The 17,090-nt window shown below is 60.6% G+C and carries 11 protein-coding genes; 4 read left to right on the forward strand and 7 right to left on the reverse strand.

Annotation, left to right across the window (positions count from 1 at the left end; all coding sequences use genetic code 11):
* Positions 1–97: 97 nt before the first annotated feature.
* Positions 98–1,057, forward strand: coding sequence for a GTPase (gene yjiA, locus HX793_RS16090; protein WP_177053198.1), 960 nt, complete (start codon positions 98–100; stop codon positions 1,055–1,057).
* Between the two features lie 196 nt (positions 1,058–1,253).
* Here yjiA and glyA read toward each other — a convergent pair whose 3' ends face one another.
* The 3 genes from glyA to HX793_RS16105 form a co-directional block, all read right to left on the reverse strand.
* Positions 1,254–2,507 carry a serine hydroxymethyltransferase gene (gene glyA, locus HX793_RS16095; protein WP_065910203.1) on the reverse strand — a complete coding sequence of 418 codons (1,254 nt, stop codon included), beginning with the start codon at positions 2,505–2,507 and terminating at the stop codon, positions 1,254–1,256.
* Between the two features lie 143 nt (positions 2,508–2,650).
* Positions 2,651–6,502: a sensor domain-containing protein gene (locus HX793_RS16100; RefSeq protein ID WP_177061537.1), complete on the reverse strand. Its 3,852-nt coding sequence runs from the start codon at positions 6,500–6,502 to the stop codon at positions 2,651–2,653.
* Positions 6,503–6,618: 116 nt separating this feature from the next.
* Positions 6,619–7,230, reverse strand: a complete 612-nt coding sequence (locus HX793_RS16105; protein WP_177061539.1) for a LysE family translocator — start codon at positions 7,228–7,230, stop codon at positions 6,619–6,621.
* Positions 7,231–7,389: 159 nt separating this feature from the next.
* On the opposite strand from HX793_RS16105, the gene ettA reads away from it, so the two are divergent.
* Together ettA and gdhA are read left to right on the forward strand one after the other, a co-directional pair.
* Positions 7,390–9,054 (forward strand): energy-dependent translational throttle protein EttA, encoded by a 1,665-nt coding sequence (gene ettA, locus HX793_RS16110; protein WP_177053195.1) that lies wholly within the window; start codon positions 7,390–7,392, stop codon positions 9,052–9,054.
* A 244-nt stretch (positions 9,055–9,298) separates the two neighbouring features.
* Positions 9,299–10,636, forward strand: a complete 1,338-nt coding sequence (gdhA, locus tag HX793_RS16115; protein WP_177095248.1) for an NADP-specific glutamate dehydrogenase — start codon at positions 9,299–9,301, stop codon at positions 10,634–10,636.
* Here the strand turns inward: gdhA and HX793_RS16120 are convergent.
* The 4 genes from HX793_RS16120 to HX793_RS16135 all read right to left on the reverse strand — a co-directional run bounded on the left by HX793_RS16120 (position 10,633) and on the right by HX793_RS16135 (position 14,172).
* Positions 10,633–11,121: a GreA/GreB family elongation factor gene (locus HX793_RS16120; RefSeq protein WP_016976779.1), complete on the reverse strand. Its 489-nt coding sequence runs from the start codon at positions 11,119–11,121 to the stop codon at positions 10,633–10,635. The genes gdhA and HX793_RS16120 overlap by 4 nt on opposite strands.
* Positions 11,122–11,191: 70 nt before the next feature.
* Positions 11,192–11,548: a hypothetical protein gene (locus HX793_RS16125; protein ID WP_177053194.1), complete on the reverse strand. Its 357-nt coding sequence runs from the start codon at positions 11,546–11,548 to the stop codon at positions 11,192–11,194.
* A 190-nt stretch (positions 11,549–11,738) separates the two neighbouring features.
* Positions 11,739–13,592, reverse strand: a complete 1,854-nt coding sequence (locus tag HX793_RS16130) for an Lnb N-terminal periplasmic domain-containing protein (RefSeq protein WP_177095246.1) — start codon at positions 13,590–13,592, stop codon at positions 11,739–11,741.
* A 91-nt stretch (positions 13,593–13,683) separates the two neighbouring features.
* The gene (locus tag HX793_RS16135; RefSeq protein ID WP_016976782.1) at positions 13,684–14,172 is read right to left on the reverse strand and encodes a DUF3015 domain-containing protein; all 489 of its coding nucleotides are present in this window, start codon (positions 14,170–14,172) and stop codon (positions 13,684–13,686) included.
* Between the two features lie 267 nt (positions 14,173–14,439).
* Between HX793_RS16135 and HX793_RS16140 the strand changes: the two genes are divergently transcribed.
* The gene (locus HX793_RS16140) at positions 14,440–16,878 is read left to right on the forward strand and encodes a Lon protease family protein (RefSeq protein ID WP_126570746.1); all 2,439 of its coding nucleotides are present in this window, start codon (positions 14,440–14,442) and stop codon (positions 16,876–16,878) included.
* Positions 16,879–17,090 lie beyond the last annotated feature (212 nt).

The raw sequence follows: 17,090 nt of genomic DNA on the forward strand, positions 1-17,090 counted from the left end.
TGTCAGTTGATGTAGGTGCTGACTGATACACCGTATTCGCGAGCAAGCCCGCTCCCACATTTGTTTTGTGTTCCTTCAGTTATAAGGAGAACTGCTTTTGTCCTCTCCCATTCCAGTCACCGTCCTCAGCGGCTTCCTCGGCGCCGGCAAGACCACCTTGCTACGCCATCTGCTCAAAGCCGAGCACGGTCTTAAAATCGCCGTGATCGAAAACGAATTCAGTGACGCCGGTATCGACACCCAACTGCTGGGCGCCGAGCCGGTGCAAGTCATGACCCTGTCCAACGGCTGCGTGTGCTGCACCATCCACACCGACCTGACCAAAGCGCTGTATCTGCTACTCGAACGCCTGGACAGCGGCGAAATCGCCTTCGACCGCCTGGTGATCGAGTGCACCGGCCTGGCCGATCCGGCCCCCGTGGCTCAGACCTTCTTCATCGACGAGGAACTGCGCGAACGCTACATCCTCGACGGCATCATCACATTGGTAGACGCGGCCCACGCCGAGCACCACCTGACCCAGACCATCGCCCAGGCCCAGATCGGCTTTGCCGACCGCCTGCTGGTGAGCAAGCGTGACCTGGTGGATGACGCTACCTTCGACGCGCTCAGCGAACGCCTCACCCGCATCAACCGCCGCGCGCCGATCCGTGTGGTGGACCATGGCAACATCGACCTGGCTGAACTGCTCGATGTGCGCGGCTTCAACCTCAACGCTGGCATGAGCCTGCGCCCGGTGCGTGCCGCGCCGTCCATCGACCGTATTTCCAGCCTGGTATTGCGCACCGACCAGCCGCTGGATATCGATCGCCTCAGCGAGTTCATGAACGAACTGCTCGAAGACCACGGCAAGCAACTGTTGCGCTACAAGGGCGTGCTGAACATTGCCGGTGAAGACCGGCGCATGGTGTTCCAGGGCGTGCTCAAGCTCTACGGCTTTGATTGGGACACGGAGTGGGAAGAGGGCGAGGCGCGGGAGAGCGTGATCGTGTTTATTGCCGATGAACTGCCGGAAGACAAGATCCGCGAGGGCTTCCAGCGCGTCTACCAATCCTGACTTGAAATGCATTCAAAATGTGGGAGCTGGCTTGCCTGCGATGGCGGTGCATCAGGCACTGATGGGCTAACTGAAAGTCCGCCAAAAGTCCGCCATCGCAGGCAAGCCAGCTCCCACAGGTGACCGTATTTCAATTTTCGATCGGACACAAAAAAGCCCGGCTCATGAGCCGGGCTTTTTAGTCAAGCAACTGCCATCAAGCGCCGTACACCGGCAGCTTTTTGCAGATGGCCTTGACCTTCTCACGCACCGCGTCGATCACGGCTTCGTTGTTCAGGTCCGCCAGGATGTCGCAGATCCAGCCAGCCAGTTCCTTGCACTCTGCTTCCTTGAAGCCGCGAGTGGTCACAGCCGGAGTACCGAAGCGCAGGCCGGAGGTGACGAACGGCGAACGTGGGTCGTTCGGCACGGAGTTCTTGTTTACGGTGATAAAGGCTTTGCCCAGGGCAGCATCAGCATCTTTACCGGAAATGTCCTGCTTGATCAGGGACAGCAGGAACAGGTGGTTTTCAGTACCGCCGGAGACTACGTCGAAGCCGCGCTCAATGAACACGCTGGCCATGGTCTGGGCGTTCTTGACCACTTGTTGCTGGTAGGTCTTGAACTCAGGCTGCAGGGCTTCCTTGAAGCAGATTGCCTTGGCGGCGATCACGTGCTCCAGCGGGCCGCCTTGGGCGCCTGGGAATACAGCGGAGTTCAGCTTCTTCTCGATGTCGGCGTTGGCGCGAGCCAGGATCAGGCCGCCACGCGGACCGCGTAGGGTCTTGTGGGTCGTGGTGGTCACCACGTCAGCGTAAGGCACAGGGTTCGGGTAGACTCCAGCGGCGACCAGGCCTGCAACGTGAGCCATATCAACAAAGAGATACGCGCCCACTTTGTCAGCGATTTCGCGGAAACGTGGGAAGTCCAGGATCTGCGAGTAGGCAGAGAAACCGGCCACGATCATTTTTGGCTTGTGTTCAACCGCCAGGCGCTCGACTTCGTCGTAGTCGATCAGGCCGTTGGCATCGATACCGTATTGAACGGCGTTGTACAGCTTGCCGGAGGAGGAAACGCTGGCGCCGTGGGTCAGGTGACCGCCGTGGGCCAGGCTCATGCCCAGGATGGTGTCGCCGCCTTGCAGCAGGGCCAGGTACACGGCGCTGTTGGCTTGGGAACCGGCGTGCGGCTGGACGTTGGCGTAATCGGCGCCGAACAGTTCTTTGGCACGGTCGATAGCCAACTGCTCAACCACGTCGACGTACTCGCAACCACCGTAGTAGCGCTTGCCTGGGTAACCTTCGGCGTACTTGTTGGTCAAGACCGAACCTTGAGCCTCCATCACCGCTGGGCTGGTGTAGTTTTCCGAAGCGATCAGCTCAATGTGCTCTTCCTGGCGCACGGCTTCTTGCTCCATGGCGGCGAAGAGATCGGCGTCGTACTTGGCAATAGTCAAATCACGGCTGAACATGGCGGTCCTCAAGGATCGGGGGCAGAAAAGGAGGGCATTCTAACCCAATGGGTTTTAGATGGCATATGAAAGGACATCATGTCGCGGACAAGTGGGGCTCATCTGGGGATAAGTGGTGGCTGTGAGGGCCTCACCACAAAGGATCAGTCGAACATGAACAGCGCATCGTTACTGAACTGCGCCTCGAACCGATTCGCCGGCATCGGCCTTCCGAACAGGTAACCTTGCACTTCATCGCAGCCATGCTCACGCAGGAAGTCCAACTGCTCATGGGTTTCCACGCCTTCGGCGATCACCGCCAGGTTCAGGCTATGGGCCATGGCGATAATGGCGCGGGCGATCTGCGCGTCTTGCTCGCCTGATGGCAGACCATCGACGAAGGTACGGTCGATCTTCAACACGTCGATCGGGAATTGCTTGAGGTAGTTGAGCGACGAATAACCGGTGCCAAAGTCATCCACCGCAATGCTCAAACCCAGGTTTTTCAAGCTGTCGAGGATCTGCATGGCCTCGTTCACTTCCCGCATCAGGATACTTTCGGTCAGCTCCAGTTCCAGGCACGCCGGCGGTAGGCCCGTGTCCTTGAGGATGGTGGCGATACGGGTGCCCAACTGGCCGTCGGAGAATTGCCGCGCCGAGATGTTCACCGAGACTTTCGGCACGCGCACCTTGTTCTGGTGCCAGGTCTTGAGCTGGCGACAGGCTTCGCTGATCACCCAGTCGCCCACGTCCACCACCAGGCCCAACTCTTCCAGCACCGGGATGAAGTCCCCCGGCGGCACCAGGCCACGGCGCGGGTGGCGCCAGCGCAGCAGGGCTTCGGCACCGGTCAGGCGTTTGCCGTCGCCGCTGAACTGCGGCTGGTAATAAAGCACAAATTCGTTCTGATCCAGGGCGTGGCGCAGGTCGCTTTCCAGCTCCAGGCGTTCCAGGGCGCTGGCGTTCATGTCGGCCTGGTAGAACTGGAAGTTGTTCTTGCCGCGTTCCTTGGCGTGATACATCGCGGTGTCGGCGTTTTTCATCAACTGGCTCAGCTCGTTGCCGTCCTGAGGGCTCAGGGCGATACCGATACTGGCGGTGACAAAAAACTCGCGGCCTTCCAGCACGAACGGCTTCACCAGGCTGGCAAGGATCTGCTCGGCCACATGAATCGCCCGGTTCAGCGCCATTTCACGGCTGATCCGCGGTTGCAGCAGCAGCGTGAACTCGTCGCCGCCCATGCGCGCCACGGTGTCATCTTCGGCCACGCAACCCAGCAGGCGCGTGGCCATTTCCTTGAGCATGCGGTCGCCGGCGGCGTGGCCCAGGGAATCGTTGATCGGTTTGAAGCGGTCGAGGTCGAGGAACATCAGCACCACCCAGGACTTCTGCCGTTCGGCCGACTGCAACGCGGTGTGCAGGCGATCCTGGAACAGCGTGCGGTTGGGCAGGTGGGTCAGGGCGTCGTAGTAGGCCAGACGGTGGATGCGCTGCTCGCTGGCCTTGCGCTCGCTGATGTCACTGAAGAAGCACACGTAGCTGGCCAGGTCGCCTTCGTCATCGAACACGGCGGTAATGCCGACCCACGCCGGGTAATGCTCGCCGTTGCGGCGCTTGAGCCACACTTCGCCTTCCCACGTGCTGTGCTGGTGCAACTGCTTGAGTACGTAGCGCAGGTGGGCTTCCTGCTGTTCGTCGACGGTGAGCATGTTCGGCAACTGGTCGAGCACATCGCTGACCGCATAGCCGCTGACCCGGCTGAACGCCTCGTTGGCCTGCACGATATAACCGGCGGGGTCGGTGATCAGAATCGCCGAGGTCGAGTGTTCGAAAACCGTGGCCGCCATGCGCAGGTCTTTCTCGGCACGACGTTGCTGGCTGATGTCGCGGCCCACGCCGAGGATGCCCTCGAAGGCGCCGTGTTCGTCCCATACCAGCACCAGGCGCAGCTCGATCGGCACTTTGCGACCATCGGCGCGCAGGCAGTCGAACAGGAACAACTGGGTCTGGATCTCATCCCGCAGCCGGTTCAGCGCTTCAGGGTCGCCCAGCGCGCGGCTGACCTGTTCCATCAGGCTGTAAATACCGGTCAGTTGCTGCGGGTTGGCGATGATTGACTGCCAGCCATTTTTGAACACCCAGTCCACGTCATAACCGAGCACGGTATTGACCGAGGGGCTGATGTAGTTGAGGGCCAACTGGCTGTCGGTGGAGCAGATCACGTCGCTGATGCTTTCGGCCAGCATGCGGTAGCGCTGTTCACTGTCACGCAGGGATTCGCTGGCCTCGATCTGGTCGGTGATGTCCTTGGCCACGCCGATGATGCGGGTGATCTGCGCCGTCTTGTCGCGGGCCAGGGCCTGCTCGCGGATGTCAAAGCGCCGCCATTGGTTGTTGCGATGGCGAAAACGCAGCTGGCATTGCAATTGGGTGGTGTAGCCGATCTGGCGCTGTTGCTGGCGCAAATCGTGGTAATGCTCGGCGTCTTCGGGGTGCAGCAGGATTTCCCAGAAGTACTCGCCCATTTGCTGCAGTTCGGCCTTGTTGTAGCCGAGGGTGTGGCCCAGATGATGGTTGCTGAAAATCATGCGCTGGCTGATCACGTCCTGCACATACAGGTGGTCGGGGACGGTGCGTACCACGTCCGACCAGAAGCTCTCGCGCTCCACCAGCGACAGCTCGATCAGCTTGCGGCTGGTGATATCGCTGATGCTGAGGATCACCGCCTTGAAGTCGTCCTGCTGCTCCGGCAAGCGCATCACCAGCCACAGGTATTGCTCGTTGCCGGCCACGTCCTTGAGCTGGATTTCCAGTTCCAACTGGTTCTGTTGGGTCAGTACCGCCTCAAGAATCTGGTAGCCGATGGACGTGGCATTGCGCGGGCAGTCATCGATCAGGCGCTCCCAGGCTTCTTCGCAGGACCCCACGTTCAGCAGGCGCACCGCCACCTGGTTGACCTCGGTGATGCGCAGTTCCTTGAGCAGTTGCTGGCGTTCGCCGGGGTTGTCCTGCAGCCAGGCGTGCAGTTGCTCGCGGGTCTCCAGCCGGGTCTTGTCGAAGAACGCATTCAGGCCCGACAAGTCGAGCACGCACAGGGCCACGCCGGTGCCTTCGAAAATGTCCTGGTAGCGCCGGCGGCCTTCATGCACCTGGCGCTGGCGGCGGCGCATGTTCAGCAGCACGATCACCGGGATCAGCGAGAACGCCAGGCCCAGCAGGCATTTGCCGATGAAGGCCGGCAGCAGTTGTTCCAACACGGCGGAGCGGTCGAACAGCCCACGCAGTTGCCAGTCGCTCTTGCTCAAGGGCGTGACCAATACACTTTTATTCAGCTCGTCCGGGGTCAGTGCGGACGCCCACTGCGCTGGCATGCCGCTGTCTCGGCTGACAACCCGATGGTTGATGCGATTCTCGATGACCCACAGCGGGCGCTGGCCCTGGCCGTCCTGGCGGGTGAGGTTGCTCAGGTAGTTGGGGGCCAGGCGCAGCGCCCAATACATCCGCGAGCCGCCGCTGGGTTGGTGCAGCAACAGATAGATAATCGTGCCGTCGTTGCTGTTGCTCAGGTAATAGGATTGGGCGTGGCTGCGTTGCACCAGTTCTGCCAGCCAGGCGGCGTCCTGGCTGTCGGTGGCGCTGTCACTGACCATCGCGCCGCTGGGGGCGAGCAGGGCGATGCTGCGCAGCTCCGGCAGCGAGCGTTGCAAGGTGCGCATCAGCGCCTGTTGCTGTTCGCTGTCACGCGGCGGCTCGACCATCGGCAGCAGGTTCAGGGCGATTTTCGCGCTGAGGGCCATGTTCAGGCTGATCTGTTCAGCCAGGTCGGCGCTGTAGTCGATGGTGTATTGCTGTTGATTCTTCTGGTTTTGCTGGAGCTGGTCGAGCAACTGCCAGAACAATAACGCGAGCAGCATGAGGACGAGCGTCGCCAATGCGCCTTTGAGGGTGCCGTGCAGGGGCGCTCCCGGCGCTATATGAGCGGCGCGCAGGGGAGTTGGCGGCGTGACTTTGGACAAGCTGTGATCCTGCGGTTTGGCTGGACTGGCGCGCGACGTGCACTATAAGCCGGACGCCCGGAGGGCGGCTAGCATGCCTTGACTTGTGGCAAAGTGCCAGCCCCGCCTGGCGGGCACTAAAGAGCGCCGCTGGTATGGATCAGGCTGTCCGTCAGCCGCGTCAGGATCGCCAGCGTGAACAGGCTGATAACCACAGAAGCCGTACGGTTGATGGTGTGCGGCGTCAACCACGCGTACCCGCCTCGCTTGATGCGGGCCCCCAGCAGCACCCAGGCACAGCCCACCGGTATCACCACGGCGGTGAACTGCGCGACGAAATGCACGTACAAGGTCAAGTCGATAAACGTCTGCATCGGGACGATAAACGACACGATCAGTAATCCCTTGGGATTGATCAGCGTGAGCAAAAAGAAATTCAGCGTGGACACCCGCGCTTCGGGCGCGGTGTGGAGTGTTTCGTCGGGATGGCGCCACAGCAGGTAGCAAGTCCTGATCAAATAGCAGACCGAAACGAACTGCACGAGCTTCAGGCTCCAGGGCGCGCTGTCGCCGATATGGCTGAGCAAGTAGCCCCAGAACGAGATCTGCGTCAGGTAGGCCAGGCACTCCAGCAGGCTCAGCGGCCAGGCGCGCCGGAACCCCGCGAGTAATCCCGAGCGCAGCAGCAGCGTGTTGGTAGGCCCCGGCATTAATAGCAGTAGCCCGAGTGCGGATAGGACGCCAAGCATGAAGGGTGTCTCCTGGAACCCCTGAGGGTTTTGGCCGGCTAATCTAACAGATAGGCTTCGATACGCTCGGTCACTTAGGTTAACCTTGAGGATTCGCAACACTATGTACAGCGCCATGACGCTACGTAGGCCTGTTCTTACTTTTATGAGGTCCACATTTTGGCTCAATACGTCTTCACCATGCATCGGCTGGGCAAAGTTGTCCCTCCGAAGCGGGAAATCCTGAAAAACATTTCGCTGTCCTTCTTCCCTGGCGCCAAGATCGGCGTGCTCGGCCTCAACGGTTCGGGTAAATCCACCCTGTTGAAAATCATGGCCGGCGTCGACACCGAGTTCGAAGGCGAAGCCCGCCCGATGCCTGACCTGAACATCGGCTACCTGCCGCAAGAGCCGATCCTGGACCCGACCAAGACCGTGCGTGAAGTGGTGGAAGAAGCCGTCAGCGTGATCAAGAACGCCCAGGCGCGCCTGGACGAGGTCTACGCGGCTTACGCTGAAGAAGATGCCGACTTCGACAAACTGGCCGCCGAACAGGCCAAGCTCGAAGCTATCCTGCAAGCCAGCGATGGTCACAACCTGGAGCGCCAGCTGGAAGTCGCCGCCGATGCACTGCGCCTGCCGGCGTGGGACGCCAAGGTCGAACACCTGTCCGGTGGTGAAAAACGTCGTGTGGCCCTGTGCCGCCTGCTGCTGTCGGCCCCCGACATGCTGCTGCTCGACGAACCGACCAACCACTTGGACGCCGATTCCGTCGCCTGGCTGGAACACTTCCTTCACGATTTCCCAGGCACCGTGGTCGCGATCACGCACGACCGGTACTTCCTGGACAACGTGGCCGGCTGGATCCTCGAGCTCGACCGTGGCGCGGGTATCCCTTACGAGGGCAACTACTCCGGTTGGCTGGAAGCCAAGTCCGACCGTCTGGCCGCCGAATCCAAGCAGCAATCGGCCCATGAAAAAGCCATGAAGGAAGAACTGGAGTGGGTGCGCAAAGGCGCCAAGGCCCGCCAGTCCAAATCCAAGGCACGTCTGCAACGCTTCGAAGAAATGCAATCCCAGGAATTCCAGAAGCGTTCGGAAACCAACGAGATCTACATCCCGGCCGGTCCGCGCCTGGGTGACAAGGTCATCGAGTTCAAGAACGTTTCCAAAGGCTATGGCGACCGCGTGCTGATCGACAACCTGTCGTTCTCCATGCCAAAAGGCGCAATCGTCGGCGTAATCGGTGGTAACGGTGCGGGTAAGTCCACGCTGTTCCGCATGCTGATGGGCAAGGAAACCCCGGATTCGGGCAGCATCGAAGTCGGCGAAACCGTGCAGCTTGCTTGCGTTGATCAGAGCCGTGAAGACCTGGACGGCAGCAAAACCGTGTTCCAGCAGATTTCCGACGGTTCCGACCAGATCCGCATCGGCAACTATGAAATCCCGTCGCGTACCTACGTCGGCCGTTTCAACTTCAAGGGCGGCGACCAGCAGAAGTTCGTCAAGGACCTGTCCGGTGGTGAGCGCGGTCGCTTGCACCTGGCCCTGACCCTGAAAGAGGGCGGCAACGTCCTGCTGCTCGACGAACCGTCCAACGACCTCGACGTTGAAACCCTGCGTTCCCTGGAAGAAGCGCTGCTGGACTTCCCGGGCGCCGCCATTGTGATCTCTCACGATCGGTGGTTCCTTGACCGCGTCGCGACCCACATCCTGGCGTACGAAGACGACTCGCAAGCGGTGTTCTTCGAAGGTAACTACACCGAGTACGAAGCGGACCGTAAAAAACGCTTGGGCGACGCTGCTGCCCAGCCGCACCGTGTGCGTCACAAAAAACTGGCCTGATTCGGGTTGGTTTGAAAGAGCGGAGCCTTAGGGCTCCGCTTTTTTTTGCCTGGAATTTGATGGTGCGCGCGGTTCGGGCTTGCTCCCTGAAAGGGTGCATAAACACCCCTGAAACTGGATACAGTTATATAAAACGCACCATTTAAATTCACAAAGGCGACATTTTGCCCTGTCGCAGTGCGGAATGAATTGATAAAGTCCGGCTCAATCTCCGTTAACAACTAAAAATTTGCCGAGACTTTTCATGATCGAATCCGTCGAATCCTTCCTTGCCCGCCTCAAGAAACGCGACCCGGACCAGCCGGAATTCCACCAGGCCGTAGAAGAAGTCCTACGCAGTCTGTGGCCGTTTCTGGAAGCCAATCCTCACTACCTGACCTCGGGCATCCTGGAGCGCATCTGCGAGCCAGAACGCGCGATTACCTTCCGGGTGTCGTGGGTGGATGATCATGGCAAGGTCCAGGTCAATCGCGGTTTCCGTATCCAGATGAACAGCGCCATCGGCCCCTACAAAGGCGGCCTGCGCTTCCACCCGTCGGTGAACCTGGGCGTGCTGAAATTCCTCGCCTTCGAGCAGACCTTCAAGAATTCCCTGACCTCGCTGCCCATGGGCGGCGGCAAAGGCGGCTCGGACTTCGACCCCAAGGGCAAGAGCGACGCTGAAGTCATGCGTTTCTGCCAGGCCTTCATGAGCGAGCTGTATCGCCACATCGGCGCGGACGTGGACGTGCCGGCCGGCGATATCGGCGTGGGCGCCCGTGAGATCGGCTTCCTGTTCGGCCAGTACAAGCGTCTGAGCAACCAGTTCACCTCTGTGCTGACCGGCAAGGGCATGACCTACGGCGGCAGCCTGATCCGCCCGGAAGCCACGGGTTTCGGCTGCGTGTACTTCGCTGAAGAGATGCTCAAGCGCAACAACCAGCGGGTTGAGGGCAAGCGCGTGGTGGTGTCCGGCTCCGGCAACGTAGCGCAATACGCGGCGCGCAAGGTCATGGACCTGGGCGGCAAGGTGATTTCCCTGTCCGATTCCGAAGGCACCCTGTACGCCGAAAGCGGTTTGACCGAAGAGCAATGGTCGGCCCTGCTGGAGCTGAAAAACGTCCAGCGCGGCCGCATCAGCGAACTGGCCGAGCGTTTCGGCCTGGAATTCCGCAAAGGCCAGACCCCATGGGAACTGGCTTGCGATATCGCGTTGCCCTGTGCGACTCAAAACGAACTCGATGCCGACGCCGCCCGCGCTTTGCTGCGCAATGGCTGCATCTGCGTGGCCGAAGGCGCCAACATGCCGACCACGCTCGAGGCTGTGGATATCTTTATCGAGGCGGGCACCCTGTTCGCGCCGGGTAAAGCTTCTAACGCTGGCGGCGTCGCCGTGAGCGGCCTGGAAATGTCGCAGAACGCCATGCGCCTGCTGTGGACCGCCGGTGAAGTGGACAGCAAGTTGCACAACATCATGCAGTCGATCCACCATGCCTGCGTGCACTACGGCGAAGAAAACGGCCGGATCAACTACGTGAAAGGCGCGAACATCGCCGGCTTCGTCAAAGTGGCCGACGCAATGCTGGCCCAAGGCATCGTCTAAACCTCGGGCTCGATCCGCAGCACTTCGATCATCTGATCGCCGACGGGGCGCTGCCACAGCACCTCGTCACCCACTTGGGCGCCCAGCAAGGCGCGGCCCAGGGGCGAACCCCAGTTGATCAGGCCTGCGCTCGCATCGGCCTGGTCTTCACCGACCAACTGGATGCGTTGTTGTTCGTCCTGTTCATTGGCGAAGGTCACCCAACTGCCGATCTGCACCTTGTCGGTGGAGGTGGCCGGAGCGACCACCTGGGCACTTTGCACCCGCTGGTTGAAGTAGCGCAAATCCCGCTCAAGGTCCGCCTGGCGCTGTTTATCGCCCTTGGCAGATTCGAGACTGTATTCGTGCTGCAACTGCGCAACCTTGGCCTGCAATTGCGCCAAACCATGCGCAGTCAGGCGATTGGGTTGCTCGCTCACCTGACGTTCCACCGGCTGATCAGCCTGGGCGGCGGCGTTGTCCTCGTTTACAAAAGCTCGGCTCATGACATTCTCCCTCTCTGGAGTTTGGGCCATGGTCGCCGCGCTTTAGTTTCGCTGGATGTCTGGAAACGACCTATTGCGAACGATAGGCCCTGGCGGCGTCGCGGTTTTTCTCCTGCTGCCAGGCGCGCTCGCGGTCATCCCAGTGATTGTCCTTGTAGTCACGCAACTCTTCGTTCTCACGCATGGCCTTACACTGACGGAAACCGTCTTCCCAGCCTTCGGCGTATTCACGGTCCTTCAGATAACGCGGCACATTCTTGCGAAACTCCCCGCTGATTACCCCGGCGGCCTGGCGACCGCTGCTGCAACCATCATCAAAACCATCGGCAAACGCCGGTGGGTAACCTTTGGCCAACAAATCCTGATGGGTAGACTGACAACCCACCAACCACAGCACCGCACCCAGCATTACCGCAGACCGCCACATGGCGTACTCCCTGGCCGTTTCACGGCTGATGGGGAGAGTCTAGAAGGGGATTTGTCGGGGCGGTGTGAAAGGGAGGTGAGAAAGGTGTTGTTGTGTAGGAGCTGGCTTGCCGGCGATGCAGGCACCTCGGTGTATCAGTTGCTCTGAGGTGATGCGATCGCCGGCAAGCCGGCTCCTACAGGTCCTGTGGTCAATAGTGGTACCACTTCACTTCCAGCATCACTTCATTCACCGGCGTCGACAAGTGGCTGTACTCACGCTGTGCGCTCAGGCGTAGCCCCAGGTTACGTGACAATTCCCACTGCTGGTTCAGGCTGATGCTACGGCGCACTTCGCCATTGGTGAAGAAATCACCCTTGGCTTCCAGGCTCAGGTTACCCAGCGGGTTTTTCCACAGCACGCCGGTATTGAACCCGGCCGCGGGGGAGATGGCTTCGCTGAAGTCGTTGTTGTGCTCCACGCGCACGGTGCCGAGGGCGAAGCCGAGCATGTCGTCGCTCAATTGCCAGGTGCCGCCGGCGCCACCGTTGACGTGGGCGACCAGGGTTTCGTCGTCGTGTTTGCCCGGTACACGTTCCAGGCCGCCGGTGACTTGCCATGACCACGGCTGCAACAGGGCGTTACGTGGGGTCAGGGAGCGGATGGTGGCCAGGTCCAGTTGCTGCAGTTGCCAGTGGTTGCCTTCGTACTGGCGCAGTTTCATCTGCAGGATTTCGATCTGCGCGCCGAGGGGGAAACCTTCGGCGTTGTCGTTGAGGTCGTGGTAGGCCATGCGCAGGCCGTATTCACCGAAGGCCTTGTCGCCATGGGTGCCGATGCCGGCTTGCCAGGTGCGTGATTCATGGCCGTTTTCCGGCAGGCCGGGTGGAGTGATCTTGAGGTCGGGCGCCGGGTTCTGGTTGATCGCGCGCAGCAATTCGAAGCTGCGCTGGGAGCGGGCGGTGTCGCGCTCCAGGCCGTTGGCGCGGTAGCGGCCGAGGCGGTAGGCGGCGTCAATGATCAGGGCCTGGCGATCTTTAGCGATGGCCTTGAAAGCGGGGTCCTGCAATTGCTTCTGGTCGTCGCTGACCTTCAATACCCATTGCTGCTCGTCGCTGTCCAGCGGCTTGGCGCGCTCCAGCAATTCGCGTTCACGGGAAGGACGGTAGTCGATCTTTTCTACCAGACCTGCGTCTTTCACGGCCTTGACGGTGTCGGTCGGGATGGCGGTCAGCGGGAACTGTTCGGTCAACCGCAGGCCGGGACGCGCCACTTGCAGCAGTTCCAGCAGGCGATAGGAGCAGTTTTCGTCAAAGAAGAAGTAATCGAACTGGATCTGTTTGAGCTCCCACACGTGCTCGACCATGCGCTCGGTCTCGACTTGCGTGAGGTTGAGGCGATATTCCCACAGGTCGCGGTTCTCAAGGCTGCGGTACTCCGACAGCTTTTCCTGATAAGGCACCAGGGCGAACAGGCCGGGATAACCGCCCATCAGGCCTTTCCAGGCGTAGAGAATGCTGTTGTCGGAGCCTTCGATGTAGGCACCGAAGTTGATCGCGTAGCTGAGCAGGGCGGTGTTGTTGCTCTGCACGTCGGCCTGGTCGATGCGCAGCAACGTGTGGCCGAACATCGACGACGGGCTGTTGAGGTAGGCCGCCGGGAAGATCATCACCGCGCTATGGGGGGCGACGTCCTTGAACCATTGCTTGAATTCTGTGCAGTCCACGGCAGGCAGGTCAGTGAGGTGCAACTGATCCTTGAGCCAACGGGTCCGTGCGGGGTAAACGCATTGGGCGTGTTTTTCACCCAGGCTGGCCGGTGCGTAGAGCGCATCAACGGTGGCCTTGAGTTCGGCGTCCGGGTGGTGGGCGCCATCGGGCGCGAGGAAGAACTTCTTGTCGCTGACGTAACTGCGCCAGCCATTGATTTTGCCGGCTTCGTAATGGCCAAGCGAAAGCCAGAACGGATCATTGGCCAATTGCTGCAAACGTTGATCATCAAGGTGCGGGGCCGCGTACAGCGGGGCGCAGGCGAAGAGTGCCATCCAGGCAAAGCGTTTGAGCATAGGGGCAACTTAAGTCGGATATAAAAGAGACCCAAAGGGGAGGCGGGTCCAAAATAAAACCCGCGCCAGGGTAGGCGCGGGCGGGTCGAGCTTAAGCCTGGGTTGCGTATTTCGCCAGACGGGCATCGCTTTTCAGTACCGCAATGGTGTTGTTGTGCACGTCGTCAGCGGTCACGTCAGCCTTGCTGAAGATCTGCTGGAAGTGCTCGTGGGTCACGGCCGCGAAGTGCTCGCGATCTTCCGGTGCCACACCCAGTACCACGGCGTAGGTAGTCAGCGCTTCGCCGTTACCCTTGGCCATGTCTTCGGACAGCTCGTTCATCATGCCATTCATGGCAATCCAGGACTTGCCGCCGTAGGTCAGGGCGCTGTTGGTGTTACAGCCGTTGGTGCCCGAGGTCATGCCGAAGGTGGCGTTACCCGACGTACCGTTGGTAGTGGATGCCAGGAAGTGAGCTGGCGTGCCGCGCTGGCCTTCGAACAACATGTTGCCCCAACCGCAGTTCGGGCCACCTGGTGCTTCTGCCATTGCATTGAGGGAGACGACGGTGAAGAGAGTACCAAGAAGGATCCGTTTCATAGCTTTGTTCTCTTTGTGTGCAAACCAATGGACAAGGGTTCAGGCGCGTCGCAGCGCCCTAGGGGCCAGTTATTAGTCCAACCCGCGCAGTTTGGAGTTTAGGCACGTTCCAAGGGTTCCGTGTATTTTTATAAAACAATCAGCGATGTCGCGATATTTCTGCAGGTCGCATCCCACGTCTATGCTTTCCCGAAAGCGCGCCTTGCCAGAGCGCGCAACCGGGAGCCAGAATGCCGTCATCTGCCCCGCCTGATGTAAGGAAGCCCGATGCCTGATCCTGTTGCTGCCAGCTTGCGTCTAGCGCCCGAAGCGCTGACTCGCCCTTTCTCCGCTGAACAGTTCAGCTTCTCGACCACCAATGATTTGGAGCCCTTTCGCGGTGTGCTTGGCCAGGAACGTGCGGTTGAAGCCTTGCAGTTCGGTGTGGCCATGCCACGCCCCGGTTACAACGTGTTTGTCATGGGCGAGCCTGGTACCGGCCGCTTTTCGTTCGTCAAACGCTACCTGAAAGCCGAAGGCAAACGCCTGCAGACCCCGGCGGATTGGGTCTATGTGAACAATTTCGATGAGCCTCGCGAACCGCGCGCCCTGGAATTGCCGGGCGGCGCCGCGGCGGCGTTTATCAACGACATCAACGGTTTGGTCGACAACCTCGTCGCCACCTTCCCGGCGGTCTTCGAACACCCGACGTATCAACAGCGTAAAAGCGCCATCGACCGGGCCTTCAACCAGCGCTACGACAAGGCCTTGGACGTGATCGAACGCCTGGCCCTGGAAAAGGACGTGGCGCTGTACCGCGACAGTAGCAACATCGCTTTTACCCCGATGCTCGACGGCAAGGCGCTGGACGAAGCCGAGTTCTCGCAGTTGCCGGAAGCCGATCGCGAGCGTTTCCACACCGACATTTCCGAGTTGGAAGAACGCCTCAACGAAGAACTGGCCAGCCTGCCGCAGTGGAAGCGTGAGTCGAACAATCAACTGCGCCAGTTCAACGAAGAAACCATCACCCTGGCCCTGCAGCCGTTGCTTGCACCGCTGTCGGAAAAGTACGCGGAAAACGCCGCCGTCTGCGGTTATTTGCAAGCCATGCAGGTGTACCTGCTCAAGACCGTGGTCGAGCAATTGGTGGATGACGCCAAGACCGACGCCCAAGCGCGCAAGCTGCTCGAAGAGCAGTACTGCCCAAGCCTGGTGGTGGGCCATCCGGTCAATGGTGGCGCGCCGGTGGTGTTTGAACCGCACCCGACCTACGACAACCTGTTCGGCCGCATCGAATACAGCACCGACCAGGGTGCGCTCTACACCACTTATCGCCAGCTGCGTCCGGGCGCGCTGCACCGTGCCAACGGCGGCTTCCTGATCCTGGAAGCCGAAAAAATGCTCAGCGAGCCGTTTGTGTGGGACGCGCTCAAGCGTTCCTTGCAGTCGCGCAAACTGAAGATGGAATCACCGCTGGGCGAGTTGGGCCGCCTGGCCACCGTGACCCTCAACCCGCAGATGATCCCGTTGCAAGTCAAGGTGATCATCATCGGTTCGCGCCAGTTGTACTACGCGTTGCAGGACGCCGATCCGGATTTCCAGGAGATGTTCCGCGTACTGGTGGACTTCGACGAAGACATCCCGATGGTCGACGAAAGCCTGGAGCAGTTTGCCCAGTTGCTTAAAACCCGCACCTCGGAAGAAGGCATGGCGCCGCTGACGTCGGACGCGGTGGCGCGGTTGGCGACTTACAGCGCGCGGCTGGCGGAGCATCAAGGCCGTTTGTCGGCGCGTATTGGCGACTTGTTCCAGTTGGTCAGCGAGGCGGATTTCATTCGCCACCTGGCCGGCGACGAAATGACCGATGCCGGCCATATCGAGCGCGCCCTCAAGGCCAAGGCCACGCGCACCGGGCGCGTGTCGGCGCGGATTCTCGACGACATGCTCGCCGGGGTCATCCTCATCGACACGGCCGGTGCGGCGGTGGGCAAGTGCAATGGGCTGACGGTGCTGGAAGTCGGTGATTCGGCCTTCGGCGTGCCGGCGCGGATTTCCGCCACGGTGTATCCGGGTGGCAGCGGCATTGTCGACATCGAGCGTGAGGTCAACCTCGGCCAGCCGATTCACTCCAAGGGCGTGATGATCCTCACGGGTTACCTGGGCAGCCGGTATGCCCAGGAATTCCCGCTGGCGATCTCGGCGAGTATCGCGCTGGAGCAATCCTACGGTTATGTGGACGGCGACAGCGCGTCCTTGGGCGAGGCGTGCACCTTGATCTCGGCCTTGTCGAAAACGCCGCTCAAGCAGTGCTTTGCCATCACCGGCTCGATCAACCAGTTTGGTGAAGTGCAGGCGGTGGGTGGGGTCAACGAGAAGATCGAAGGTTTCTTCCGCCTGTGTGAAGCGCGCGGTTTGACCGGTGAGCAAGGCGCGATCATTCCCCAGGCCAACGTCGCCACGTTGATGCTGGATGAGAAGGTGCTGCAGGCCGTGCGTGCAGGGCAATTCCATATCTATGCCGTGCGACAGGCCGACGAGGCGCTGAGCCTGCTGGTGGGCGAGGATGCCGGTGAGCCGGATGCCGAGGGGCAATTCCCGGAAGGCACGGTGAACGCGCGCGTGGTCGAGCGGTTGCGCGCGATTGCCGAGATGATCAGTGAGGAAGACCTGAAGGAGGCGGAGAAGGAGCTGGCACAGCAGGCGCTGGCCGAAGCCAAGCCGACTTGATGACGTAGTGGCGTATTGGGCTGAGCGGGCTGTTGTGGCGAGCGGGCTTGCCCCGCGTTGGGCTGCGAAGCAGCCCCAAAACCAAACAATTCAATCTCACTGGCACACCGCAGCGGTCCTGTTGGGGCTGCTGCGCAGCCCAACGCGGGGCAAGCCCGCTCACCACAGAACGGGCAAAACCGTCACAAATTTGGCGCCGCTGTAGGGCCAAC

It is taken from the genome of Pseudomonas reactans, assembly GCF_013387025.1.
GTDB lineage: Bacteria > Pseudomonadota > Gammaproteobacteria > Pseudomonadales > Pseudomonadaceae > Aquipseudomonas > Aquipseudomonas reactans.